This is a genomic window from Pseudomonas sp. BAY1663, from assembly GCF_000582595.1.
Taxonomy (GTDB): Bacteria; Pseudomonadota; Gammaproteobacteria; order Pseudomonadales; family Pseudomonadaceae; genus Stutzerimonas; species Stutzerimonas stutzeri_AF.
In genome coordinates, this window is the sequence record NZ_AZSV01000045.1 from 12,942 (window position 1) to 36,053 (window position 23,112).

A 23,112-nucleotide genomic window follows, 5' to 3' on the forward strand; every position below is an offset into this window, starting at 1 on the left:
GTCCCGCCGCCACGCACGCTCGCTACTTGGTGCTGGCGTATTCGTACTGGTAGTAACCGTACTCGCCATAGGCCGAGGCCTTGCGCACCACGGCGTTGAAGATCACGCCCTTGACCAGCAGGCCGTTCTGCTCGAGGCGCCGCTTGGCCGCTTCGATTTCCTTCAGGCCGTTCATGCCGTAGCGGGTGACCATCAGGGTGGTGCCGGCCTGGCTGCCGACCAGCGCGGCGTCGGTGACGGCGAGGATCGGCGGGGTATCGAAGATCACCAGGTCGTACATATGGCTGATCTCCTTGACGAAGCGCGAGAAGTTCTCGTGCATCAGCAGTTCCGACGGGTTCGGCGGCAGCTGGCCGTGGGTGATCACGTGGAGGTTGTTCAACTGGGTCTTCTGGATCGCATCGAACAGGGTGATGCGCCCGGAAAGGATGTCCGACAGGCCCTTTTCGCCGTCGCAACGCATGACCTTGTGCAGGTAGCCCTTGCGCATGTCGGCATCGATCAGCAGCACGCGCTTGCCGGATTGCGCCACCACGGCGGCGAGGTTGGTGGTGACGAAGGATTTGCCCACCGCCGGGCTCGGGCCGGTGATCATCAGCACGTTGTTCTTCGCCTCGATCATCGCGAAGTGCAGGCTGGTACGCAGGCTGCGCATGGCCTCGGTGGCGAGGTCGGCCGGCTCGTTGATGGTCAGCAGGTAGGACGCGGCGCTCTTGTCGCGCTTGAAGTTGGCCAGGCGTTTTTCCAGCGTGGCCTGCTTCTCGGTGAACGGGATCGAGGCGTACACCGGGATGCCGCTGCGCTCGATGTCTTCCGGGTTCTCGACGCCACGCTTGAGTGCTTCGCGCACGTAGACGAAGGCCACCGCCAGCAGGCCGCCGAGCAGGGTGGCGACGATCACCACCAGCGGCTTGTTGGGCTTGACCGGGCTTTCCAGGTCCGCCGCGGCGTGGTCGATGATGCGCACGTTGCCCACGGTGCCGGCGCGGATGATGTCCAGCTCCTGGGTCTTGTTCAGCAGCATGGAGTAGGTTTCCGAGGATACTTCCACGTCACGGTTCAGGCGCAGCAGTTCCTGCTGGGTCGAGGGCAGGGTGCCGATCTGCTTCTCCAGCTCTTGCTTCTGCATCTGCAGCTGGTTGATCTGGTTCATCAGCGCCTGGAAGTTCGGGTGCTGGCGGGTGAAGCGGCGTTCCATCTCGGTACGCTTGAGGTTCTGTTCGGAGATTTGCTTCTCCAGATCGACGATGCGGTCGAGCACCGATTGGGTCTCGGCGGTGATATCCACCGAGCGCGAACCGGTCTGGTACTTGTTCAACGCGGTCTGTGCGGCTTCCAGCTTCTTGCGCACCGCCGGGACCTGCTCGTTGAGGAACTCCAGGCTCTGGGTCGCTTCGGCCGCGTTGCGCGCGACGTTCTGCTCGACGTAGAGGCTGGCGACTTCTTCCAGCACGCGGACGGCGTGTTCCGGATCGGCATCCTCGAGGGTCACGTTGACGATGCCGGACTGCTTGCCACGTTCGGCCGCGGCCAGGCGCTGCTGGTAGTTCTCGGTGGTGTTGTAGGTGCGGTTCTTGATCACCGTGAAGGTGGTGCCCGGGCGCGCGAGCAGCTCGGCCACGGTGACGCGGTAACCCTCGGTCTCGACCGGCTCGCCGGCCACGCCCTGGGCCACGACCTCGTCGTCCTCGTCACGCAGGATGAAGCCGTTGTTCTCGGCCGCCTCCAGGGTCAGCTCCTTGCCGTGCACCTTGTCCGGCACTTCCAGCTGGGTGACCTTCAGCTTTTCGCCACCCCAGGCATAACTGCCCAGGCCGGTCGGATACCAGCCGAGCTCGCCTTCTTCGCTGGGCTCGAAACGGCGCGCCATGAAGCCGCCGACGATGGGGAAGTGGTGGGGCTTGATGATGATGTCGAGGTTCAGGTTGCTGACCGCGCCTCCCACCACCGAGCGCGACTTGAGCAGTGCGATCTCGGTCTGCGCCGGCGATACCGGCGGGTTGGTGTTGACCACGTCGGTCAGGCTCGGCAGCCCGTTCTTGGGCTCGATCTGGATCATCGCGCTGGCCAGGTAAACCGGCGTGGCCAGCAGTGCATAGGCGACACCCAGGGCAGCGAAGAACCCCGTGATGCCCATGATGAGCACGCGGTTGTTGATGAAGGTATCAAAGAGGTGGGCCAGGTCGATGTCCTTGTCCTCTTTGGTTTCATAGATCGGGCGGGGCATGGTAGTCATCGAAGTTCCTTCTTCATTTCAGGTAAGGAAGCCAGCTCTCGACGGATTTCGTCAGGAGGCTGTGGACGTGTTCAAAGGCAGGCTTGGATTGGCGATAAGGGTCTGGAATCTCCAGGTCCCCCTGCCATTTGCCGATCAGGAAGGTCTTGCCATGCACTTCGGGCGCAATCTGGCGAATGTGCTGAATGTGGCTATGCTCCATGGCAAGGATGAGGTCCGCCTGGTGCAGCATGTGGCTGTCTACCTGTCGGGCACGGTGGGCTGGAAGTTCCAACCCGTTCTCCTGCAATACTTCGTGGGCGCTCTTGTCCATCGGGTTACCTACTAGTGCTCCAATACCCGCCGAGCTGATCGTCAGGCCCTGGCTACCGAGCCTGTGTGCAAACAGTGCCTCGGCCGTGGGGCTGCGGCAGATGTTTCCAACACAGACAATCAGGATGTTCTTGAACATGGTGCTCAGCCTCGTGGTGACTGCTCATTCGCAGCCGCCGGAGGGCAGTCCGGGTTGAACAAAAATGAGATTTTCAGGGGCTTCATTAGTTCCGTCCTGTCGCGCCATGGCGGCGCGGCGTAGTGCGATGCTTTTCGGCTGAACGCGGGCGCCGGCCGATCAGTACACGTCCTTGTTGAACAGCAGTGCCGGTGGGGTGCGCACGAGGATGTAGAGGTCGAACCAGACCGACCAGCGCTCGATGTAGTCGAGGTCGAACTCGACGCGTTTCTCGATCTTCTCCAGCGTGTCGGTTTCCCCGCGATAGCCGTTGATCTGCGCCCAGCCGGTGATGCCCGGCTTGACCCGGTGGCGCGACGAGTATTCGGCCACGGCGTCCTCGAACAGCACGCCGGCGGCCTTGGTGGCGGTGGCATGCGGGCGCGGGCCGACCATGGACATGCTGCCGAGGAACACATTGAGCAGCTGCGGCAGTTCGTCGAGGCTGGTCTTGCGGATGAAGCGGCCGACGCGGGTGATGCGATCGTCGTGGCGGGTGGTCTGGCGATCGGCGTTGGCGTCCGACTTCTCGTGGTACATCGAGCGGAACTTGAAGACCTCGATCAGGCGGTTGTTGTAGCCATAGCGCTTCTGCTTGAACAGCACCGGGCCGGGCGAGTCGAGCTTGATCGCCAAGGCGATCAGCAGCATGGCCGGGGCGGCGGCGAGCAGGGCGAGGCTGGACAGCACGATGTCTTCCAGGCGTTTGAAGAAGGGCGACCAGCCGCGCAGCGGCAGGTCCGAGGCGATCAGCGAGGGCAGCCCGCCGACATGGGTGATGCGCCGGTCGGCGTGACGGAAGGCGACCATGTCCGGTACCAGCAGGACGCTGACCGGCAGCTTGCGCAGTTCGTTGATGAGCTGGCCGATGCGGCTGTCGGCGAACCAGGGCAGGGCGACCAGCACCTGGGTGACCTTCTCCTCGCGGATCATCCGTTCCAGCTCGCGGGTGTTGCCCAGCAGCGGCAGGCTGGCCAGTTCCTTGGGCAGCCGCTCCAGGCGGTCATCGATGAAGCCGAGCACGCCGGTACGGATGTCGCGGTTGTTCTGCAGGTATTCGGCAACCCGCACGCCATTCTCGGTGCCGCCGAGGATCACGGCATTCTGCAGGAACATGCCGCGCGCCATCAGGCGGCGGAACAGCGCCAGCATCGCCAGCCGCTCGGCGCCGAACAGCAGGGCGCTGGTCAGGAACCAGAATGTCAATTGATTGACATCCAGGTAGCTGAGCAGTCCCATGCCCTGGTGCATGAAGATCAGGAAGCTGAAGGCCGCAGCCCAGGCCAGGAGCATGATGCGGAAACGCAGCAGGGTGCTGAACACCTCTTCGCTGTAGATACCGACGGTCTGGAAGATGATGACGCTGAGCACCGCGAAGAAGCCGAGGAAGGCGCTGAAGGCTCCGCTGGCGGGCAAATCCATGAACGCCAGCAGCAGGAAGCCCGGCAGAATGGCGGTCAGGCCATGGATCAGACGAACGCTGGCCAGGAAGTAGTCGACGAAACTGGGATGAGCATATTCAAGGGTTCCAACTGACTGTGCACGCATACAAGGCTCCTTCCTCAGCTAAGGCTGGCTTCAAAACTCGAATTAATCGCCGCGGCATGCGGAGGTTGATGGCAGGCCGCTATCGCAACCCTGTTCGGGACACCTGCTCCGACCGTGCCTCCAGAAATGAGTTCAGTACCAGTCAGCGGGTTGACGAAAAAGCAAAGCACTCCCATTTGTGTGCCCAAGTTACTGTTACTGAATGTATTTTTATTTCGTGCTTAATCGCCTTTGGCGAGGGGGCTACGCCTGCGCGGTGACGGGCGGCGTTATTTATCGAACTTTTGGGTTAATCCTCGCTGCGTCTGGATGGCACAACTTCGCTGCGGCGAACGGGTCTGATATAGCGTCGAAATAGCGAGGAACGAACGGCCATGAGCGATGCCAAGGCGCTGCTGGTACTGCACGGTAAACAGGCGCTCAATGAAACGGTTCGCGAGGCCGTCAGGCAGCAGCGCGAACTCGGCTGGGACCTGGCGGTTCGCGTTACCTGGGAAGCCGGCGATGCGCGCCGGCAGGTGCTGGAAGCGCTTGATGCGGGATACCGGCAACTGGTCGCCGGCGGTGGCGACGGTACCTTGCGGGAAGTGGCCGAAGCGTTGTTGTCGAGCCAGGTGGATGCGAGCCTGGCGCTGATGCCGCTTGGCAGTGCCAACGATTTCGCCCGCGCCGCCGGTATTCCGCTGGAGCCGTTCGAGGCCCTGGCCCTGCTGGACGAGCCGGCGCAGCCGGTGGATATGGGCGAGATGAATGGCCAGCTGTTCGTCAACATGGCCACCGGTGGTTTCGGCTCGAAAGTCACCGCCACGACCTCCGAGGAACTGAAGCGGGTGCTCGGTGGCGGGGCCTATTTGCTGACCGGGCTGACACGCTTCGCCGAGATCCAGTCCACGCAGGGGCATTTTCGCGGGCCGGGTTTCGATTGGCAGGGCGAATTCCTCGCGCTGGGCATCGGCAACGGCCGCCAGGCCGGCGGCGGCCAGCTGCTCTGCCCACAGGCGACGATCAATGATGGCCTGCTGGACGTGTGCATCGTGCCGGCGCCAGCCGATACGGTCGGCACCCTGGGCACTTTGCTCAGCGGCGGGCTGCTGGGTGTCGAGGCGGTATCGGTGAGTGCCCGGGTGGCCTGGCTCGAAGTCGAGGCGCCGGAATCGATCGACATCAACCTGGATGGCGAACCGTTCAGCGGGGAACGCCTGCGCTTCGAAGCCCGCCCCGGCGCGCTGCGCCTGCATTTGCCGGCGGATTCCCCCTTGTTATTGCGTCCTGCACAGCAGCTGAGCTGATAGGGGCAGCGCCCATGCATGATCGGAGCAGCGGGCAGGTTGGCGCTGCGCGTAGGTTGGGTTGAGGCGCAAGGCGACGAAGCGCAACACGTTCGTGCCGTTTTCTGTTGGGCTTCGCTGCGCTCAACCCAACCTACGCGCGCATTTCTACAACCCGCATGTTGAGAAAAAGACCTACCCGGGAGCATAAAGCCGCGCCGCAAGCGGCCGATATGCCTTTATCCGTCGTTCACCAAGGAACCCGAAATGGCCAGCATCCTCGATTCAGTCGATCAACGTACCCGCCTGGTGGGCCAGAATCGCCTGGAAATCCTCATGTTCCGGCTCGGCGGTCGGCAGAAGTTCGCCATCAACGTGTTCAAGGTGCAGGAAGTCGTCCAACTGCCGAAAATGACGCTCATGCCGCACCGCCACAGCTCGGTATGCGGGGTGATCAACCTGCGCGGCCAGACCCTGCCGGTCATCGACCTGTCGCTGGCGATCGGCCTGCGGCCGCTGGTGCCGGATGAGCGCAGCACCATCATCGTCACCGAGTACAACCGCACGGTGCAGGCATTCCTGGTCGGCGGCGTAGACCGTATCGTCAACCTCAACTGGGATGCGGTGATGCCGCCGCCGAGCACGGCTGGCCGCCAGCACTACCTGACGTCCATCACCAAGGTCGACGACGAGCTGGTGGAGGTCATCGACGTGGAAAAGGTGCTGGCCGAGATCGTGCCCTACGACACCAGCATTCCTGCCGAGCGCCTGGCCGACCCGCTTCTCGAGCGGGCCCGCGGCCGTGAGGTGCTTTGCGTGGACGATTCCAGCGTCGCTCTGGCGCAGCTGCGCGAAACCCTCAGCCAGCTCGGCCTGAAGATCCATACCGCCAGCGACGGCCTGAAGGGCCTGAACATGCTCAAGGCCTGGGCCGACGCCGGCGAAGTGCTGACCGACAAGCTGCTGATGGTCTTCACCGACGCCGAGATGCCGGAGATGGACGGCTACCGCCTGACCACCGAAATCCGCAACGATCCGCGCCTGCACGACCTCTACGTGGTGCTGCACACCTCACTGTCCGGCAGCTTCAACCTGGCGATGGTGCAGAAGGTCGGTTGCGACAATTTCCTTTCCAAGTTCCAGCCGGAGAAGCTCGTCGACGTGATCCAGGACCGCCTCAAGCGCGACGAGCCGAGCTGATCGGCGCTTAGGCCCATTCACATCCAGGCTCTAGTAGGCGCGAGCTCGCGATCGGCGGCCAGGAACTGGTGGAAAACGCTCCGCGGTTTTGCCACCCTACGGCGGTCCTGCCTTTCGGGCGCGCGCTGGGCGATGCCTCGCTCGTCCACCGCTCGAACGGCCACGAATGGTCCGCCAAGGAAGCGTTGCATGCATCTCTCCTCGCTCTATCGTTTCCCTCTCAAGTCCGCCGCCGGCGAAGCGCTGCAGCAGGCCAGCAGCGATGCGCTCGGCCTCGTTGGCGACCGTCGCTGGATGGTGGTCGCCGCCGGCACGGGGCGCTTCCTGACGCAACGCGCCGTGCCGCGGATGGCGCTTTTGCAGGCGCGCTGGCAGGGTACGCAGGCCTTGCGGCTGAGCGCACCGGGCATGGACGACCTGGATGTCGCCGTGCCGGATACGACGACGATGCGCTGCGTGCAGATCTGGAGTTCGAACGCCGTGGTGCCGGATGCCGGCGAAGCGGCCGCCGCCTGGCTGACGCGCTTTCTCGGCCAGGCCTGCCGCCTGGTCCATCTGCCGGTGGAAGAGGGTATCCAAGTGGATCTGGACTACGCGCAGCTTGGCGAGCGTACCGCCTTCAGCGACGGTTTCCCCTTCCTGCTCATCGGCCAGGCGTCGCTGGATGACCTGGTGCAGCGCGTCGGCCGCCCGCTGGAAATGCTGCGCTTCCGGCCGAACCTGGTGGTGAGCGGCGCGGCGCCCTACGCCGAGGACGGCTGGAAGCGCATCCGCATCGGCCAGCTGGAGTTTCGCGTGGTCAAGCCCTGCTCGCGCTGCGTCATCCCGACCATCGACCCGGCGACCGCCGAGCGCGACGCCGAGCGCGAACCGTTGGCGACCCTGCTGGGCTACCGCAAGGGCGAGGGCGGCGTGTTCTTCGGGCAGAACCTGATTGCCGAGGGCCGCGGCGAACTGGCGCTCGGCATGCCGGTGGACGTGCTGGAATAGGCCCGCTCCCTGGGGCAGGCTTCAAGCTTTTGGCAGTCCTGCGGCCTGCAATCGCCGCGAGGGCGCGCCTCCCACGGGGTCCGGCATGCGCAGGCGGCTTTTCGTGGGAGGGGCCCGCCCCCGGGGCGATGCCTTCAAGCTTTTGGCAGTCCTGCGGCCTGCAATCGCCGCGAGGGCGCGCCTCCCACAGGGTCCGGCATGCGCAGGCGGCTCTTGTGGGAGGCCCGCCCCGGGGCGATGCCTTCAAGCTTTTGGCAGTCCTGCGGCCTGCTATCGCCGCGAGGGCGCGCCTCCCGCAGGGTCCGGTATGCACAGGCGGCTTTTCGTGGGAGGCCCGCCCCCGGGGCGATGCTTTTAGGCTTCCGGCTTCCGGCTACTGCGATTCAAAGAACCGCTCGTGCCATTCCACCAGCGGTTGCGGCGTGTTGAGTTTCTGCCCGTAGATCACCGAGTAGGTCAGCACGTTCTGCACGTACTGGCGGGTTTCGTCGAAGGGGATGTTCTCCACCCACACGTCGAACGACAGGTGCTCGGCGTTGCGCAGCCATTGACGTACACGGCCGGGGCCGGCGTTGTAGGCGGCGGAGGCGAGCACGCGGTTGCCGTTGAACTGGCCGTAGATCTGGCTCAGGTAGGCGGTGCCGAGCTGGATGTTGGTATTGGGGTTGAGTATCTGCTGCGGCGAGGCCAGCGGGATGCCGAACCGTTTGGCGGTATCGCGTGCCGTCGCCGGCATCAGCTGCATCAGCCCGGTGGCGCCGACATGCGAGCGCGCATCGGCCATGAAGGCGCTTTCCTGGCGGGTCACGGCAAAGGCCCAGCTGGGATGGATGTCCCGCGCCCTGGCGGCCTGGACCATGGCGCTGCGATGGGCCATGGGGAAGCGGATATCCAGGTCGTCCCAGTACTGCGCCTGGCTGATGCTGCGGATCGCCGGGAAATACCATTCCCTGTCGTAGGCCAGGCGCGCCTGCGCGACCAGTTCGTCGCGGCTGAACAGGCGGCTGACGTGGTACCACTCGCGGCGGCCGTCGACGATCTGCCCGCGCTCGTGGAATTCCAGGGCGCGGCGGATGCCGGCGGTGTTGCGCACCTTCTGCAGCACCTTCGGTTCCAGCGCCAGCGGCTGATGATTGAGCCGGTACGGCGCCTGGATGCGGTCGGCCGAAAGGAAGCCGTAGAAGTCGCGTTCCAGCGCCACCGGCTGGTAGAGCTGCTCGGCCTGCTTGCTCTGCGGCTTGGCCAGTTGCAGGCTGCGCGCCTGCCAGTAACGCCAGCGATTGCTGCTGGCCAGTTCCTCGGGGAAGCGCCGGGTCAGTTCGTGGGCTTCGTCCCAGCGGCCGAGGCGCAGCAGCAGCCGCGCACGCCATTCGCTGACGGTGTTGTCGCGCAGTTGCGGGTCGTATTCGGCCATCACTTTCAGCGCGCGGCTGTCGAAACGCTTGGCCAGGGTCAGGCCGATCTGCCGGGCGATGGCGACTTTTTCGTCGTCGGAGAAGGCGAAGCGCCGGGCATAGCCGTCGAGCAGGTCGAGGGCCTTTTCCGGGTCCTGGCGGGCCAGCCGGCGCAGGCCGATGGAGACGACGTCCGCCATCGCCGGGCTGGCCGAGGCGAAGCGCTCCGGCTGGCCGAGCATCTGCGGCTTCTGCGCGACGTCGAGCATCAGCTGGCCTTGTGTCTGCAGGGTCGGCAGGCGTTTCACCAGGTAGCTGGCGAGCCCGTAGTTGCCGCTTTCCACGGCCAGTTTGGCGCGCTTCCAGCGGCGCTCCTCGGTGAGCAGGCCCTTGGCGTCCCAGTGTTCGAACAGGCGGTCGCAGGCGTTGTGCTGGGACTTGCCGACCAGCCAGAGGCGCTCGGCGGCGGCGTCTGCGCCCGGCAGGCCGTTGCTGAGCTGGTATTGGCCGAACAGGCAGTCCAGTTCGGTGAAGTTCATCTGCGGGTCGTAGTAGCGGGTGAAGGTCTGCCAGTCGCCGCGCTCGGCCAGCAGACGCAGCCAGCGCAGCTTCATCCAGTTGATCTGCGGCAGGTCGCCATGCTCGGCGAGAAATTCCTCGACCTCCTGGTTGCTGGCGGTCTTCAGCCGGGCGGTGAGTTCGTCATAAGCCAGGTAGGGTTCCAGCGGGTAGTCGCGCAGGGCGCTCTGGTAGCGCCGGTAAGGCCCGCTGTTGCCCTTGGCCAGGGCCTGCTTGGCTTCATCGTAGTACTGGCGTTGCTGGCCGAGGCTGGCGGCGGACACATCGAGCCGAGGGCCGAGAAAAACAGGCAGAAGAACAGACTGGAAAGGCGGCCGCGCATGGTACTTCCGAAAACGGGGGGCGTTGGACTGGCAGGGTGATGAGCGCGGCGATATGCGCCAGTTCTCAAAAACCTGCAAACGAGCGCTAGCTTAGCGTGCCGCCTCGGCCAGTTAAACGCGCTTTGTGCTCCCGTCGCGAACAAAACCGAACTTCCGACGAGCGTAGGGCTGTAGCCGTTTCGCTGCCGGTTGTCCGGCTGGGGGCGCCGAGATTGAGCGGCCAATGGCGCCGTGTTCGTCACTGCAGCGTACGGCCCGTTCATTTTTCGGCCGAGAGCAGTCCCTGGCTCAAGACCGGCAAGGGCTCGGGGCGACAGAGGGTGCCGCTGCCCTGCAGATAGGGCCGCAGGATCGGCGCCATGCCCTTGAGCGCCTGCACCGGCAGGGCCGAGGTGAAGCGGAAACTGTCGGCGGCGCGGCCCGGCACGTAGGCCGTCAGCGTGCCGAAGTGGTGCGGGCCGAGATAGAAGACGAACGTGGCGGTGCGGTTCATCGCCAGCGAGCTGATCAGCCGCCCGCCGGCGCCGATGCTCTGGATGCGGTTGTCGCCGGTGCCGGTCTTGCCGCCGACCCGCAGCGGGCTGCCGTCGTCCTGTACGAAGCTGCCTTGCAGGCGCCGCGCGGTACCGCCCTCGACCACGTTGGCGAGGGTCTCCTGCAGGGCCCGGGCGACTTCCACCGGCATCACCCGTTTGCCCTTGCCGGCGACGAAACCCATGCGCGTCTCGTAGGGCGTGCCTTCGGCGAAGTGTAGGTTGTCGATGCGCACGCTGGGCAGCCGCACGCCGTCGTTGAGGATGATGCCCATCAGCTCGGCCAGCGCCGCGGGGCGGTCGCCGGAGCTGCCGAGCGCGGTGGCGAGCGACGGCACCAGGTTGTCGAAAGGGTAGCCCAGCCGTTGCCAGCGCCGATGGATGTCGGTGAAGGCCTCGACTTCCAGCATGATGCGGATGCGGCTGTCGCGCGCGCTCTTGTGCCGGCTGCGGAACAGCCAGCCATAGACTTCCTGGCGCTCGGCGCGGCTGGCGGCGACCACCTCGGAAAGCGTCGCCTGCGGATGGGCGATCAGGTAGCCGAGCAGCCACAGGTCCAGCGGGTGCGTGCGGGCGATGTAGGCCTGGTCGGGCAGGCTGAAGGCACCGGGGCCGTAGCGGGTGTAGAGCGCATCGAGCTCTTTGTCGCTCAGTTCGGTCGTCGGCAGGTGCTGTTCGAGGAACTGGTCGAAGGCGCCGCGCTCGGCATCCGGCATCAGGTAGCGGTGCACGGCCGCCAGGCGCACCGGCGTCGGCCGCATGCCCTGCAGGAAGGTCTCGATGCGCTGCTCGGCGCTCTTGTCGCGGTATTTCTTCCAGAAGCGCTGCAGGAACACCGAGCCCTCGCGGTCGGCAAAGCGGGTCAGGTATTCCAGGCGGCGCGGGTCCTTGTCATTCTTCAGCAGCTCGGCGCTGTTGATGGTTTCGTAGGTGCTGTAGCTCACCAGGTCGCGCATCAGGCGCACGAACGGCAGGTTGATCGATTCGCGCAGCGCCTCGCGCACGGTGGGGATGCGGCCATTGTCCTCGCGGCGGAAGTTGCCGAAGTGGTGCATCCCCGCGCCGGTGAAGAAGCGCTCGGCGGGGCTGGCCGAATAGCGCCGTTCGAGCGCGGCATCGAGCATGGCGGCGAGGCTGCGGTCGCGGGCCTGGGCGAGATAGCCGATGGCCCAGCGGCTGATGTTGGCTTTGGCGTCGATCTTGCGCAGCTCCTCGGGGCTCAGGCCGGCGTAGCGCTGGTGCAGCTCTGCGACCACTTCGAGGTAGGTGGCCAGCACGCGCAGCTTGGCGGTCGAGCCCAGTTCCAGCTTGCTGCCCTCGTTGATGTCGAAGGGCTGGTTGGTGTTGTCGGTCTGCACCCGCACGCGGAAGCCTTCGTCGCCGCGCTCGAACAGCGTGAAGCTGTAGCGCACCTCGGCGGTCTTTTCCGGCGACAGCATGCGGTCGCCGAACAACCCCACGGATTCGGCGAATTGGGGATCGGCGAGACGCCTCAGATACTCGCTGACCTGACTCTGCAGATCACCCTGCAGCGGGGTGCTGGCGGTGAGGTCGAGACGGTCCAGGTCGTACAGCGGCAAGCCGAGCAGGCCGGCCAGGCGCATGCGCGCGACGCTGATGCCCTTGGTGGTCTCCACGGCGAGGATGGCCTCGTCGCGGCTCGGATTGTACGCCGCGATCCGCTGGCCCAGGGCGGCGTCGCGCAGCGTCGTGCCGATGAGACCGGCGTTGGCCAGCAGGCGGATGTGGCTGTCGGTGAGCCCGGCCATTTCCTCGCGGCCGCTGCTGCTACCCAGGTAATGGGAGGGGCGCCGCTGGGCGATCAGCAGCGACAGCACCTGGCGCAGCGCCAGGCCCTGCGCCTGCAGCCCGGAGCCGCTGTTGCGGCCCGGGTCGAGCAGGCGGTTGACCTCGGCGAAGTCGGCGCCGAACCACAGGCGCAGGCCATCGGCGATGCCGTGCACCTCGCCATGCCCGGGCGCAGCGGACAGCGGCACGCTGTTCAGGTAGTCGCGCACGATGCGCTGGCGCGTGGCGAGGGTCTGCGGGCCCTCGCGGTAGGTGCGCACGCTGGCCGACACCATCTGCCGGAGTTTTTCCTGCGGGTCACCGGTGCGCCCTTCGGGCGAGTGGCGGTACTTTTCCACCTGCGTCGCCAGGGTGCTGCCGCCGGCGGCCTGACCGGCCAGGCCGAGGCGCTTCTCCAGCTGGCTGATAGCGGCCTTGGTGAAGCGCGGCCAGTCCACGGCCGGATTGGCATGGGGGCGGTCGGCGTCGAGCAGGCCACGGTCCTCGATGAACAGCAGGCTCATGACCACCAGCGGCGGGATGTCCTCGAAGGACTCGTAGTACTGGCGCGGATAGCTGTTGGCATACAGCGGCACGCCGCGGCAGTCGTTGATGGTCAGCCCGGCCTGGGCCTGTTCCGGGTAGGGCAGGAAGAAGCCGCGGCTGGCGTAATCCAGCAGGGCCGGGGAGAAGCGGGCCTGCTCCTCGATGCGGAAGTTGCGCTGTGCCAGCTGTTCGATGAAGCGCGGCAGCGCGACGTAGCCCAGCCGGCGGTCGAAGGGACCATCGTCGGGAAACTGGATGCGTGTGCTTGGCCCCGGCCGGACGCGGTATTCGAGGCTCGCGGCATAGCGGCTCAGCCACTGCGCCTGCCATTGCGAGGTTTGCAGTTCCTGCCAGCCGAGGTAGCCGCCCGCGGCGAGCAAGGTCAGGCCGGCCAGCCACGCGAGTCTGCGGGCCCGCTTGCGGCGGCTTTTGCGTGTTTGGGATGAAAGGGGGAGGGGGCGCGTTTGGACCGCCCTGTCTGGGATTGATTGTCGGACCGCCATACTGCGCCCATATGTGCCTGGCTTCCTAGGAGATCTCTCTGGCAAGCATAGTCGGGGCGCAGGGCGAGCGATGGTGGCTGGACGAACGGAACGGCCCGGGGCAGGGCCCTCGGTCACTTCAGCCCAGCAGAGTCGCTTGATGGGCTGAAACCCCTGGGGACGCGTAGGAGCCGGCTTGCTGGCGATCCGCGCGCAACGCCGATGATCGCCGGCAAGGACTCGGCGCCCCCCGGCTCCTACGGGGATGGTGCGTAGAGGCTGCTTTTGGCCCGGGTTGCCTCAGAACCAGCGGTCGTTGCGTTTGCGGCCGCGGGTCAGCGTCGGCAGGATCAGGCCCAGCAGCAGCCCGGCGCCGGCGATGCTGCCGCCGTAGACCATGTATTGCATGAGCACGCGCTGGTTCTCCTCGCCCAGGCGTGCCTGGGTGGCACGCAGCTCCGACTGGGCATCGGTCAGCTCGGCCTCAAGGGCGACACGGCGTGCGTCCAGCTCATCGATCAGCGTCTTGCGTGAATCCAGCGTCTCCTGCATGCCCTGCACACGCGCCTGCCAGCTCGCGTCGATGGTCTCCAGCTGGTCGGTGAGCTCGGCGACCTGCTGTTCCAGCTGCGGCAGGCGTTCGGCCTGGCCGGGCACTTCCTGCAGTTCCTTGCTGGGAATCCAGACGGTGCTGCCGGACTCGGATCGCACCTGGCTGTAGTCGCCCTGGGTGCTGACCAGTTCGACCTTCTGCCCGGAGGTCAGGGTGCCGACGATGCGGTAGCCGTCGGTCGGGCCGCTGCGTACATAGGTGTTCAGGCTGTCGCTGACCCAGCGGGTATTCGATTCTTGCGCATTGACCGTACCGACAGCGCCCAGCAGCGCACCGAGCAGGCCTGCGCCGATCGCCCGGCGCGAGGCGGAAAGGGGGAGGCGGGAGAGCGTGGCAGAAAGATGGAGAGATATCGACATGAACCGTTCACGTTAATCAAGAAGAATGAAGCCGCTGATGAGCGGGGCGGTGAGGAGAGGCACCGTCTGGCGGGGCCTGCCGGAATACGCGACGGGCAGGCGCAGGACTGAAGCGGCCAGATTGGGTCGGTGGCTACGGACGGGGGCGCTTGGCGGCAGCGTTCCGAAAGGACACATAGCCCTATAGCCGTCCCGTATGGTGCATCAGCTGACAGACAGCGGGGATCGGCGGGAGTTCACCGCTTCGCGGCCGCATGTCGGCCGGGCTGAGCTCGATGGCGGCTGGCCAGCAAATCGCCGCGTTGCGATTGAACGCGCGGCCTATTGCGCATAGTCTCTCGCCCTGCTTCGAGGGCCGCCCGTTCGTCGGTGATGTCGGAGCGCACTCTTCTGGTCTGTCGGCGTCAGGTCGAATGAAATCACTGCTATATCCGGGTAGAGCGGTCGCGCTGGTTTTCCTGCTCGCCATCCTCTGCGGCAGCATCCTGCTTTCGTTGCCGGTGGCCCATGCCCATGGGGAATCCGCACCCTGGGTCACCGCCTTTTTCACCGCCGTATCGGCCGTCTGCGTAACCGGCCTGGTGGTGGTGGATACGGGCACGTACTGGTCGCTGTTCGGGCAGTCGGTGATCATGCTGCTCTTTCAGCTCGGCGGTTTCGGCATGATGACGCTGGCAACGCTGCTGGGCCTGCTGGTCAACCGGTCCTTTCGCTTGAGGACCAAGCTGATCGCCCAGGCCGAGTCCCATGTGCTGGGCCTGGGCGATATCTCGGGCGTAGCCAAGCTGGTGCTGGTGGTGACCCTCGGCATGGAGCTGGTGATCATGCTGCTGCTGACCCTCCGGCTGCACCTGTCCTATGGCCTCCCCTGGGGGGAGGCGGCCTGGAGCGGGTTGTTCCATGCCGTCTCGGCTTTCAACAACGCGGGGTTCTCGATTCATGGCGACAGCCTTGTCCGCTATTCCTCGGATGCGCTGATCCTGCTACCGGTCATGATGGCCATCGTGATCGGCGGGCTCGGGTTTCCCGTCCTCTATGATCTGCGCAGCAAATTCTCCGATCCGCGTCACTGGTCGCTGCATACCAAGCTCACCCTGTCAGGCACCGCGGTGCTGCTTGTGGGCGGCTTTCTGACGTTGCTGCTGTTCGAATGGTCGAACCCGAACACGCTCGGGCCGATGGCCTGGCCGGAGAAACTGCTGTCGGCCGCCTTCGCTTCCGTTTCGGCGCGAACCGCCGGTTTCAATTCGATCGACATCGACGCCCTGACCCATGAAAGCTGGGCGCTGCACTACTTCCTGATGTTCATCGGCGGCGGCAGTGCCGGCACCGCCGGCGGGGTGAAGGTCGGTACCGTCGCCATCCTGGCGCTGCTGGTGATCGCCGAAATCCGCGGCAGGACCGACAGCGAGGCATTCGGGCGCAGGGTCGGAAGCTCGGCGCAGCGCCAGGCCATCACGGTGCTGGTGCTGGGCAGTGCCATGGTGGTGCTGGGTACGCTGGTCATTCTTCGCGAAACCGATTTCCCCACCGATCAGGTGATATTCGAGGTCATTTCCGCATTCGGCACCGTTGGGCTTTCCACGGGGATCACCGCCGACCTGCCCGAGTCCAGCCAGCTCATGCTGACGCTGCTCATGTACGTCGGGCGGGTCGGAATCATCACCCTCGCGGCGTCGCTTGCCCTGGGGGAACACCGCATGCCCTACCGCTATCCGGAGGAACAACCAATTGTTGGATAAATTGTTGTTTTCAGAGAAATTTTCGTTCTCTAAAGGTGACAGCGTGGTGGTCATCGGGCTGGGCCGCTTCGGCAGCTCCGTGGCGCAATCGCTGACCCGGCTGGGGCACGACGTGATGGGCATCGACCAGGACCCCGAGCCCGTGCACGCCTGGGCGGACCTGCTCACCCATGCCGTACAGGCCGACTCCACCAACGTCATGGCGTTGCGGCAGCTCGGCGTCGCGGACTTCGCCCACGCCATCGTCGGTATCGGCACCGACCTGGCGGCGAGCCTGATGACCATCATGGCCCTGACCGAACTCGGCATCCAGGACATCTGGGTCAAGGCGCTGACCGCCGAGCATGGCCAGATCGCGATGCGTATCGGCGCTCACCACGTGGTCTATCCCGAGGCGGACATGGGCGAGCGAGTGGCCCACCTGATCACCGGAAGAATGATTGATTTCATCGAGTTCGATGACGGGTTCGCCATCGCCAAGATCCATGCCCCTGAACGGATTCACAACAGCACGCTGGCGAACGCGGCCGTGCGCGAGAACTTCGGCGTGACCGTCGTTGGTCTGAAGCGTGCCAACGAGGATTTCCAGCATGCCACGCCAAGCACCCAGGTGCTGCCCGGCGACCTGCTGATCGTGTCGGGCCCCACCCACCAGATCCAGCGCTTCGCCGGGCAGGGCCGGTAAGGCTTCCTCGGCGTGGTCAGCCGCTGACGATCATCTCCGGCTGCATTGCCTGCGTGGCGGGCAGCACGCGGATGGCGACGAATTTCGAGGTCGGCGTATAGCTGCGGTCGCCAAAACTCTCCAGCGGCACCAGCGGGTTGGTTTCCGGGTAATAGGCGGCGGCCTGGCCCGGCGGGGTGTCGTAGGCGAGCAGGGTGAAGCCGCTTACGCGCCGCTCGATGCCGTCGTCCCAGAGCGAGACCAGATCGACCCGCTGGCCCGCCTCCAGGCCCAGGCGCTGAATGTCGGCCGGATTGACGAACACCACCTCGCGCATGCCCTTGACGCCGCGGTAGCGGTCGTCCAGGCCGTACAGCGTGGTGTTGTACTGGTCGTGGGAGCGTAGCGTCTGCAAGATCAGATCGGCGCTGACGCCGGGCTGGCGCGCTTGCTCCGGCAGCAACTCGGCGGGCAGCGCATGCGCCTTGAACGCGGCGCGGCCGCTGGCGGTGTTCCATTCCCGGCGCGCGGCGGCATTGCCAGGTAGAAACCGCCAGGGCGATGCAGGCGGTGGTCGAAGCCGGCGAAGCCCGGGATGGTTGCGGCGATCAGCTCGCGAATGCGCGCGTAGTCTTCCACCAGCCAGAGCCAGTCCACCGGGCGCTTGCCCAGGGTCGCGGCGGCGATGCCAGCGACGATAGCCGGCTCCGAACGCATCTGCGTCGACAGCGGCTCCAACTGGCCCCGGGAGGCGTGGATCATGCTGAACGAATCTTCCACGGTGACCGCCTGCGGGCCGCAGGCCTGGCGGTCGATGTCGGTGCGGCCGAGGCAGGGCAGGATCAGCGCTTCGCGACCCATGGTCAGGTGGCTGCGGTTGAGCTTGGTGCTGATCTGCACGGTCAGCGCGCAGTTGCGCAACGCCTGGCGGGTGCGCGGGCTGTCCGGCGTGGCCTGGGCGAAGTTGCCGCCCAGGCCGATGAATACCTGCACCTCTCCGGCCAGCATGGCCTGGATGCATTCCACGGTGTTGTGCCCGGGCTGGCGGGGCATCGGCAGGGCGAAATGGTGTTCCAGCGCATCCAGTAGTGCCGCCGGCGGGCGTTCGTTGATGCCCATGGTGCGATCACCCTGCACGTTGCTGTGGCCGCGCACCGGGCAGGCACCGGCCCCAGGCTTGCCGAGGTTGCCGCGCAGCATCAGCAGGTTGGCGATTTCCTGGATGGTCGCCACTGAGTGACGGTGCTGGGTGATGCCCATGGCCCAGCAGACGATGGTGCGCCCGGCGTCGCGGTAAACCTGCGCGGCATGGCGGATTTCCTCGCGGCCCAGCCCTGACTGCTGCTCGATCTGCGGCCAGGGCGTGGCATCCACCGCTGCCAGGTAATCGTCGATTCCTCGGGTGTGTTCGGCGAGGAAGGCCCGGTCGAATACTGCCGGGCCGCCGCTCGCCAGCGCTTCGCGTTCCCATTGCAGCAGGTACTTGGCGATGCCGCGCAGTACGGCCAGATCGCCGCCGAGATTGGGCCGCAGGTAGAGGCTGTGGGTTGGCGCGTCCTGGTTGGCGAGCATCTCGATGGGCTTCTGCGGGTGCTGGAAGCGTTCCAGGCCGCGCTCGCGCAAGGGATTGACGCAGGCCACCTGGGCACCGCGCTCCAGCGCCTGGCGCAGCGGTTCGAGCATGCGCGGGTGGTTGGTGCCGGGGTTCTGGCCAAGTACGAAGATCGCATCGGCGTGGTCGAAATCCTCCAGCGTCACCGTGCCCTTGCCGACACCGATGGATTCGGTAAGGGCGACGCCGCTGGCCTCGTGGCACATGTTCGAGCAGTCGGGAAAATTGTTGGTGCCGAAGCTGCGACCGAACAGCTGGTAGAGGTAAGCGGCCTCGTTACTGGCCCGGCCGGATGTGTAGAAGGCTGCCTGGTGCGGGCTGGCCAGACCGTTCAGGTGTTGCGCGATCAGCGCGAACGCATCATCCAGGTGATCGGCTGATAGCGGTCGCTAGCCGCGTCATAACGGAGCGGTTCGGTGAGGCGCCCCTGGTATTCGAGCCAGTAATCGCTCTGCTCACGCAGCTGGCTGACGCTGTGGCGGGCGAAAAAGGTGGCATCCACGCGGCGCCGAGTCGCTTCCCAGTTCACCGCCTTGGCGCCGTTCTCGCAGAACTTCACCGCACCGGCCTCCGGCGAGTCGCCCCAGGCGCAGCGGGGCAGTCGAAGCCGCCGTTCTGGTTGGTCTTGAGCATGGCGCGGATGTTCTTCAGCGCATTGCCGCTGCCGAGCCAGGCGCTGGCCACGCTGCGCAGGGCGCCCCAGCCGCCAGCCGGGCCGGCGTAGGGCTGGAAGCGGGTGGCGGGGTGGAAGCGGGACGTGCGGCTCATGGGTGGCATCCGTTCTGGTCGGGCAGCGCCGGTGCCGGGCTGTAGACCCGTGGCGCGCTGCGGTGGGGCAGATGAATGAGGTTGAGGTGGTGCTGACGCGCCCACTGCACGGTGAGCTGAGTCGGTGCCGAGAGGCTGACCAGCGTGCCGATGCCGGCGCGCACGGCCTTGTGGATCAGTTCCAGGCTGCAACGGCTGGTGACCACGACGAAGCCTTCGCTCGGCTTGCGGCGTTGCAGCGTCAGCGCGCCGATCAGCTTGTCCAGCGCGTTATGCCGGCCGATGTCCTCACGGCAGAGGGCGATCTCTCCGTTGCCGTCGACATACAGCGCCGCGTGCAGCGCACCGCTGTCGCGAGCCATCAGCTGGGCGCTCGCAATGCGCTGGCGCAGCTCATGGAAGTGCCCTTCGGGCGGCAGTGCCACCGATTGCAGCGGCGCCAGCAGCGGCAGCGCCTGATCCAGCGCATCCACCCCACAGAGCCCGCAGCCGCTGGTACCGGCCAACTGGCGGCGCTGTTGCTTGAGTGTCCAAACGCCCGCGGCTGATCTGGGCCTCCGCGCGGCGGGCGCTGCCGTCGCCGTGCAGGCGCAGGTCGCGCAGATCATCGATTCGCTCGATCAGTCCGCTGCTGAGGCTGAAGCCGACGACGAATTCTTCCAGGTCCCGCGGCGTCACCATCATCACGATGTGGTTGAGGCCGTTGTAGCTGATGGCCAACGCGCATTCCTCGGCCAGCAGCGCAGCGCCTGTGTCGTGCGGTTCGGCGGGGTCAGCGGATTTCAGGGTAGCGTAGAGCATGGCGGCTGCCTGCGACAGGTCGACGCAGGCAGCTAGGAGCGTCGGTCGCGGGCGTCCAATCGCTATGTCCGATGGCGCGATAGATGGCGTCGATCAAGCATGCCGTTCAGCGCCGGTGCAGCAGCTCGCGCGCCTCGTTGAAGCAGGCTTCGCCCAGCGCGGACTGGGGTGAGCCGCGCCGCAGGATCAGCCCCAGCGGCGCCAGAGTGCTGGCATTGTCGATAGGCGTCAGCGTCAGCCGGCTGTCCAGGGCCTCGAGTCCGCTATCGAGCGGCATGATGGCGCAACACAGTCCGGCGCCTACTGCCTGCAGCAGGTGATGTACGGCATCGGTCTGCAGCCGCGGCGCAAGGCTCAGGCCACGGCTGCGCAGCGCGTGGTCGATGGACTGGCGAAAGTGCATGCCGCCGGTCAGCAGGCCCAGGGGCAGGCCAGCCAGGGCCTCCCAGCTCAGAGAAGGGGCATCGAAGCGGAAATGGCGCTCGTCATGCAGCAGACCCATGCGCGTTTCGCCGAGGGGCAGGCTGGCGAAGTGCGCGTCGTCGAGGCGCTCCAGATAGGACAGGCCGAGATCCAGCAGATTACGGCTGAGTCGCTCGAGAATCTGCTCGCTGCTGAGTGCGAACAGCTCGAAACGCAGGCTCGGATGGCGTTCGCCAAACGCCCGTACCAGCTGCATCGGGTCGAACCCGGCCAGCGGCACTACGCCCAGGCGCAGCGTGCCGACCAGCTGGCCGCGGCAGGAGGCGGCCTCGGCCAGCAGTCCGTCCTGAGCGGCCAGCAGGCTACGCGCCCAGGCCAGGATGCGCTCACCTTCGGGCGTGAAGCCTTCGAAGCGCTGGCCACGAATCACCAGCTGCAGACCGAGCTCGTCTTCCAGGGTGCGCAGGCGCATCGACAGCGTCGGCTGGGTGACGTGACAGCGCGCCGCCGCCTGGCTGAAATGCCGCGTTTCGTCGAGCGCCACGAGAAACTTCAGCTGCTTGATGTCCATGCCCGGTCCGTTTGCATCGAAGGTAGTGCGGGCCGAACCTTAGCATTTCCTCAGGGTGCGTCGAACAGTGGCTGCAGTCCGCTGGGCACCACGCCTGTCCAGCGCTTGAAAGCGCGGCGGAAATTGGTGGTGTCGTTGAAGCCAGGTGCCGCGCCACAGCCTCGTTACCCAAGCCACAGGCCTGGTAGAGGTAGAGCGCGACGTGCTTGCGAACCAGGTCCAGTTGTTCCTGGAAATGCGTACCGTGCTTGGCCAGCTTGCGCTTGAGCGTCGCCGGGCTCATGGCGAACGCGACGGCGACGCGCTCGAGATTCAGCGGCTCGCGGATGTGCGCCTCCAGGTACTGGTAGAACGCATCGAGAAAGGCGCACGGCCCGTCCAGCGCATCGATCTGTTGCTGGCTGGCCTGCACCGCGACCTGGCCCACGGTGGTCGACGCCTCCGGCCAGGGCTGATGCAGGTATTCGCGCGGCAGGCTGAGCAGGGTCAGCTGGCGGTCGAATTGCAGCGCATCGCCCAGATGCACCCAGTACTGCTCGATGTGCCGCGGCTGCGCATAGGCGAACTGGAAGCGCCAGGGCAACCGCAGACCGGAGCCGCGTTTGCACAGCGCGACGATGGCGGTCAGGTGCGCCTCCGCGAGGAACCGCTGGTGCCGCCCACTGGCGCCGCCATCCAGCCAGTACAGGTGAATTTGGCGTTCATCCAGCAGCAGCCTTGGAGCCAGCAACGGGCAGAGCAGGGCGCGGAACTGACAGAGGCGCTCCAGCGCCTGCTCGAGATTGCCGGCATTGGCCAGCGCCAGGCTGACTTCGCCGTAATGGCCGGGCAGCAGGCGCTGGCCGAAGAGGAAACTGCTGTCCGCTGCGCCGAGCAGGCGTTCCGCGTTGCCGATCAGGGTCAGCAACTGCGCCGGGCTGACCCGCGCCCGGCCACTGGCGATGTCTTCGTAGAACAGCCCGCTGCCGCGCAGCAGCGCGTGGCTGTCGATGCCGCGCGACAACGCCAGGTCCAGCAGGACCGCCGGCTGGTGATGCGCGGCGATGAAGCGGCTGTCCCACTCGTACCAGCGTAAGGAGCTGCTCATGGTCGTCTCAGGCGCAGCGCGGCAGTGACTGCTTGGCCTTGGCCAGCGCGAGGTTGAGGCGCTGGAGCAGCTGCTCGGCATCGTCGTCGAAGGCCATCACCACTGCGGTACTGGCGCGCAGATGCAGGCGTTCGCCATGCTGGCGCGTCTTGTGGGCGAGGCTGGCCACGGCGGTCTGCAACTCCTCGGCAAGCTGCCGCGCCTGCTGTTCGGCAGTATCCGGCAGGAGCACGACGAAGCGATCGCCGGCCAGGCGGCAGAGCAGGTCCTGATGACGAAGGTTGAGCACCAGCAGCTGCGCCACGGCCTGCAGCACCAGATCGCCCTCGGCCTGGCCGTAGCGCTGATTGACCCGGCTGAAGTCGTCCAGGTCGATCGCCAACAGAGACAGCGGGCGCTGCTCCTCGTCGGCCTGGCGCAGGGTCTGATCGAGCTGCCGCCGCAGGTATTCGGCGGTGCTCAGCGGGGTGAGGTTGTCGAACAGCCGATGTTCGCGAAACAGCCGCTCGCGCTTGCTCATCTGCGCATTGATGGCGCGCTGCTCCTGGCTGAAGTGATAGAGGCCGACGGTCAGGAGGATCAGGCCGACCGGCATCGGCGCGGTTTCCAGCCAGTTGTCCCAGGAAATCGTGGCGGGCAGCTGGATGAATTCGTCGAGCGTGTCCATCCACCAGGAAAAGCAGATGCAGGCCAGCCCCAGCGCCAGCAGCCGCGTCACCCGGCCGGCCGGGCGGCTGTGCAGCAGCATCACCAGCCAGGCCAGCGCCAGGACCGCGCTGCCGCCTTCGCCGGCTACGTCCATCCAGTCGATCGCGGCCCACGGCTTGATCTCGCCGGCGGCCAGCAGCACCTGCAAGCCGGCGTTGGCGGCCAGGGCCAGACCCAGCAGGGTGAGGGTGTGGAGTTTGAGTAGCGACTTCATCGAGGGGCTCCGTGGCCAGGCATGGGTGCACGGAAACAGACCGATATGACGGTTCGATGAAGCGGCCGGGGGTCGATTCGGCTCAGGAGAAATGTGGTTGGGACGTGAATTGATCGAGGGCCGGGCTTGGGGGCGGAGCAGGAGTGGCGGATGAACGTTTTGGTTTCATTGGA

The 23,112-nt window shown here is 66.0% G+C and carries 12 protein-coding genes and 4 pseudogenes; 5 read left to right on the forward strand and 11 right to left on the reverse strand.

Going from position 1 to position 23,112, the window contains the following annotated elements; translation table 11 throughout:
* Window positions 1-22 precede the first annotated feature (22 nt).
* The 3 genes from BAY1663_RS13630 to BAY1663_RS13640 all read right to left on the reverse strand — a co-directional run bounded on the left by BAY1663_RS13630 (window position 23) and on the right by BAY1663_RS13640 (window position 4,274).
* A complete protein-coding gene (locus tag BAY1663_RS13630; RefSeq protein ID WP_037041725.1) occupies window positions 23-2,236 on the reverse strand; it encodes a polysaccharide biosynthesis tyrosine autokinase in 2,214 nt (737 codons plus the stop codon).
* Window positions 2,237-2,249: 13 nt separating this feature from the next.
* Entirely contained in the window at window positions 2,250-2,687 is a 438-nt protein-coding gene (locus tag BAY1663_RS13635; RefSeq protein ID WP_037041727.1) for a low molecular weight protein-tyrosine-phosphatase, read from the reverse strand.
* 159 nt (window positions 2,688-2,846) lie between these two features.
* The gene (locus BAY1663_RS13640) at window positions 2,847-4,274 is read right to left on the reverse strand and encodes an undecaprenyl-phosphate glucose phosphotransferase (protein ID WP_037041729.1); all 1,428 of its coding nucleotides are present in this window, start codon (window positions 4,272-4,274) and stop codon (window positions 2,847-2,849) included.
* A 374-nt stretch (window positions 4,275-4,648) separates the two neighbouring features.
* Between BAY1663_RS13640 and yegS the strand changes: the two genes are divergently transcribed.
* From yegS to BAY1663_RS13655, 3 genes are all read left to right on the forward strand, one after another.
* Window positions 4,649-5,563, forward strand: coding sequence for a lipid kinase YegS (gene yegS, locus BAY1663_RS13645; RefSeq protein WP_037041731.1), 915 nt, complete (start codon window positions 4,649-4,651; stop codon window positions 5,561-5,563).
* 246 nt (window positions 5,564-5,809) lie between these two features.
* Entirely contained in the window at window positions 5,810-6,742 is a 933-nt protein-coding gene (locus BAY1663_RS13650) for a chemotaxis protein CheV (RefSeq protein ID WP_037041733.1), read from the forward strand.
* A gap of 189 nt (window positions 6,743-6,931) precedes the next feature.
* The gene (locus BAY1663_RS13655) at window positions 6,932-7,732 is read left to right on the forward strand and encodes an MOSC domain-containing protein (RefSeq protein WP_037041735.1); all 801 of its coding nucleotides are present in this window, start codon (window positions 6,932-6,934) and stop codon (window positions 7,730-7,732) included.
* Window positions 7,733-8,105: 373 nt separating this feature from the next.
* Here the strand turns inward: BAY1663_RS13655 and BAY1663_RS13660 are convergent.
* From BAY1663_RS13660 to BAY1663_RS13670, 3 genes and pseudogenes are all read right to left on the reverse strand, one after another.
* Window positions 8,106-10,027 (reverse strand): annotated as a pseudogene (locus BAY1663_RS13660) (transglycosylase SLT domain-containing protein).
* A gap of 260 nt (window positions 10,028-10,287) precedes the next feature.
* On the reverse strand, window positions 10,288-13,275 hold the full coding sequence (locus tag BAY1663_RS13665) for a transglycosylase domain-containing protein (RefSeq protein ID WP_256206764.1): 2,988 nt from the start codon (window positions 13,273-13,275) through the stop codon (window positions 10,288-10,290).
* Between the two features lie 402 nt (window positions 13,276-13,677).
* Window positions 13,678-14,349 carry a TIGR04211 family SH3 domain-containing protein gene (locus tag BAY1663_RS13670; RefSeq protein ID WP_037041737.1) on the reverse strand — a complete coding sequence of 224 codons (672 nt, stop codon included), beginning with the start codon at window positions 14,347-14,349 and terminating at the stop codon, window positions 13,678-13,680.
* A gap of 413 nt (window positions 14,350-14,762) precedes the next feature.
* Between BAY1663_RS13670 and BAY1663_RS13675 the strand changes: the two genes are divergently transcribed.
* Both BAY1663_RS13675 and BAY1663_RS13680 read left to right on the forward strand, forming a co-directional pair.
* Window positions 14,763-16,091, forward strand: coding sequence for a TrkH family potassium uptake protein (locus BAY1663_RS13675; protein ID WP_037041748.1), 1,329 nt, complete (start codon window positions 14,763-14,765; stop codon window positions 16,089-16,091).
* Entirely contained in the window at window positions 16,081-16,776 is a 696-nt protein-coding gene (locus BAY1663_RS13680) for a TrkA family potassium uptake protein (RefSeq protein WP_037041750.1), read from the forward strand. Before BAY1663_RS13675 ends, BAY1663_RS13680 begins: the two co-directional genes overlap by 11 nt.
* A gap of 16 nt (window positions 16,777-16,792) precedes the next feature.
* Here the strand turns inward: BAY1663_RS13680 and BAY1663_RS13685 are convergent.
* From BAY1663_RS13685 to BAY1663_RS13705, 5 genes and pseudogenes are all read right to left on the reverse strand, one after another.
* Window positions 16,793-19,135 (reverse strand): annotated as a pseudogene (locus tag BAY1663_RS13685) (FdhF/YdeP family oxidoreductase).
* A pseudogene (gene fdhD, locus BAY1663_RS13690) lies at window positions 19,132-19,936 on the reverse strand (formate dehydrogenase accessory sulfurtransferase FdhD). Before fdhD ends, BAY1663_RS13685 begins: the two co-directional pseudogenes overlap by 4 nt.
* Before the next feature lie 106 nt (window positions 19,937-20,042).
* Window positions 20,043-20,930, reverse strand: coding sequence for a LysR family transcriptional regulator (locus tag BAY1663_RS13695; RefSeq protein ID WP_037041752.1), 888 nt, complete (start codon window positions 20,928-20,930; stop codon window positions 20,043-20,045).
* Window positions 20,931-20,980: 50 nt separating this feature from the next.
* A pseudogene (locus BAY1663_RS23880) lies at window positions 20,981-22,017 on the reverse strand (AraC family transcriptional regulator ligand-binding domain-containing protein).
* Between the two features lie 7 nt (window positions 22,018-22,024).
* Complete coding sequence (locus BAY1663_RS13705) at window positions 22,025-22,939, reverse strand: GGDEF domain-containing protein (RefSeq protein WP_037041757.1); 915 nt, start codon at window positions 22,937-22,939, stop codon at window positions 22,025-22,027.
* Window positions 22,940-23,112: the final 173 nt, after the last annotated feature.

Bases quoted from the DNA above. Each gene is read 5' to 3' on its own strand.
- BAY1663_RS13640 (WP_037041729.1), bottom strand. From the start codon at position 4,274: ATGCGTGCACAGTCAGTTGGAACCCTTGAATATGCTCATCCCAGTTTC.
- yegS (WP_037041731.1), top strand. From the start codon at position 4,649: ATGAGCGATGCCAAGGCGCTGCTGGTACTGCACGGTAAACAGGCGCTC.
- BAY1663_RS13630 (WP_037041725.1), bottom strand. From the start codon at position 2,236: ATGACTACCATGCCCCGCCCGATCTATGAAACCAAAGAGGACAAGGAC.
- BAY1663_RS13705 (WP_037041757.1), bottom strand. From the start codon at position 22,939: ATGAAGTCGCTACTCAAACTCCACACCCTCACCCTGCTGGGTCTGGCC.
- BAY1663_RS13675 (WP_037041748.1), top strand. From the start codon at position 14,763: ATGAAATCACTGCTATATCCGGGTAGAGCGGTCGCGCTGGTTTTCCTG.
- BAY1663_RS13695 (WP_037041752.1), bottom strand. From the start codon at position 20,930: ATGGACATCAAGCAGCTGAAGTTTCTCGTGGCGCTCGACGAAACGCGG.
- BAY1663_RS13655 (WP_037041735.1), top strand. From the start codon at position 6,932: ATGCATCTCTCCTCGCTCTATCGTTTCCCTCTCAAGTCCGCCGCCGGC.
- BAY1663_RS13650 (WP_037041733.1), top strand. From the start codon at position 5,810: ATGGCCAGCATCCTCGATTCAGTCGATCAACGTACCCGCCTGGTGGGC.
- BAY1663_RS13635 (WP_037041727.1), bottom strand. From the start codon at position 2,687: ATGTTCAAGAACATCCTGATTGTCTGTGTTGGAAACATCTGCCGCAGC.
- BAY1663_RS13670 (WP_037041737.1), bottom strand. From the start codon at position 14,349: ATGTCGATATCTCTCCATCTTTCTGCCACGCTCTCCCGCCTCCCCCTT.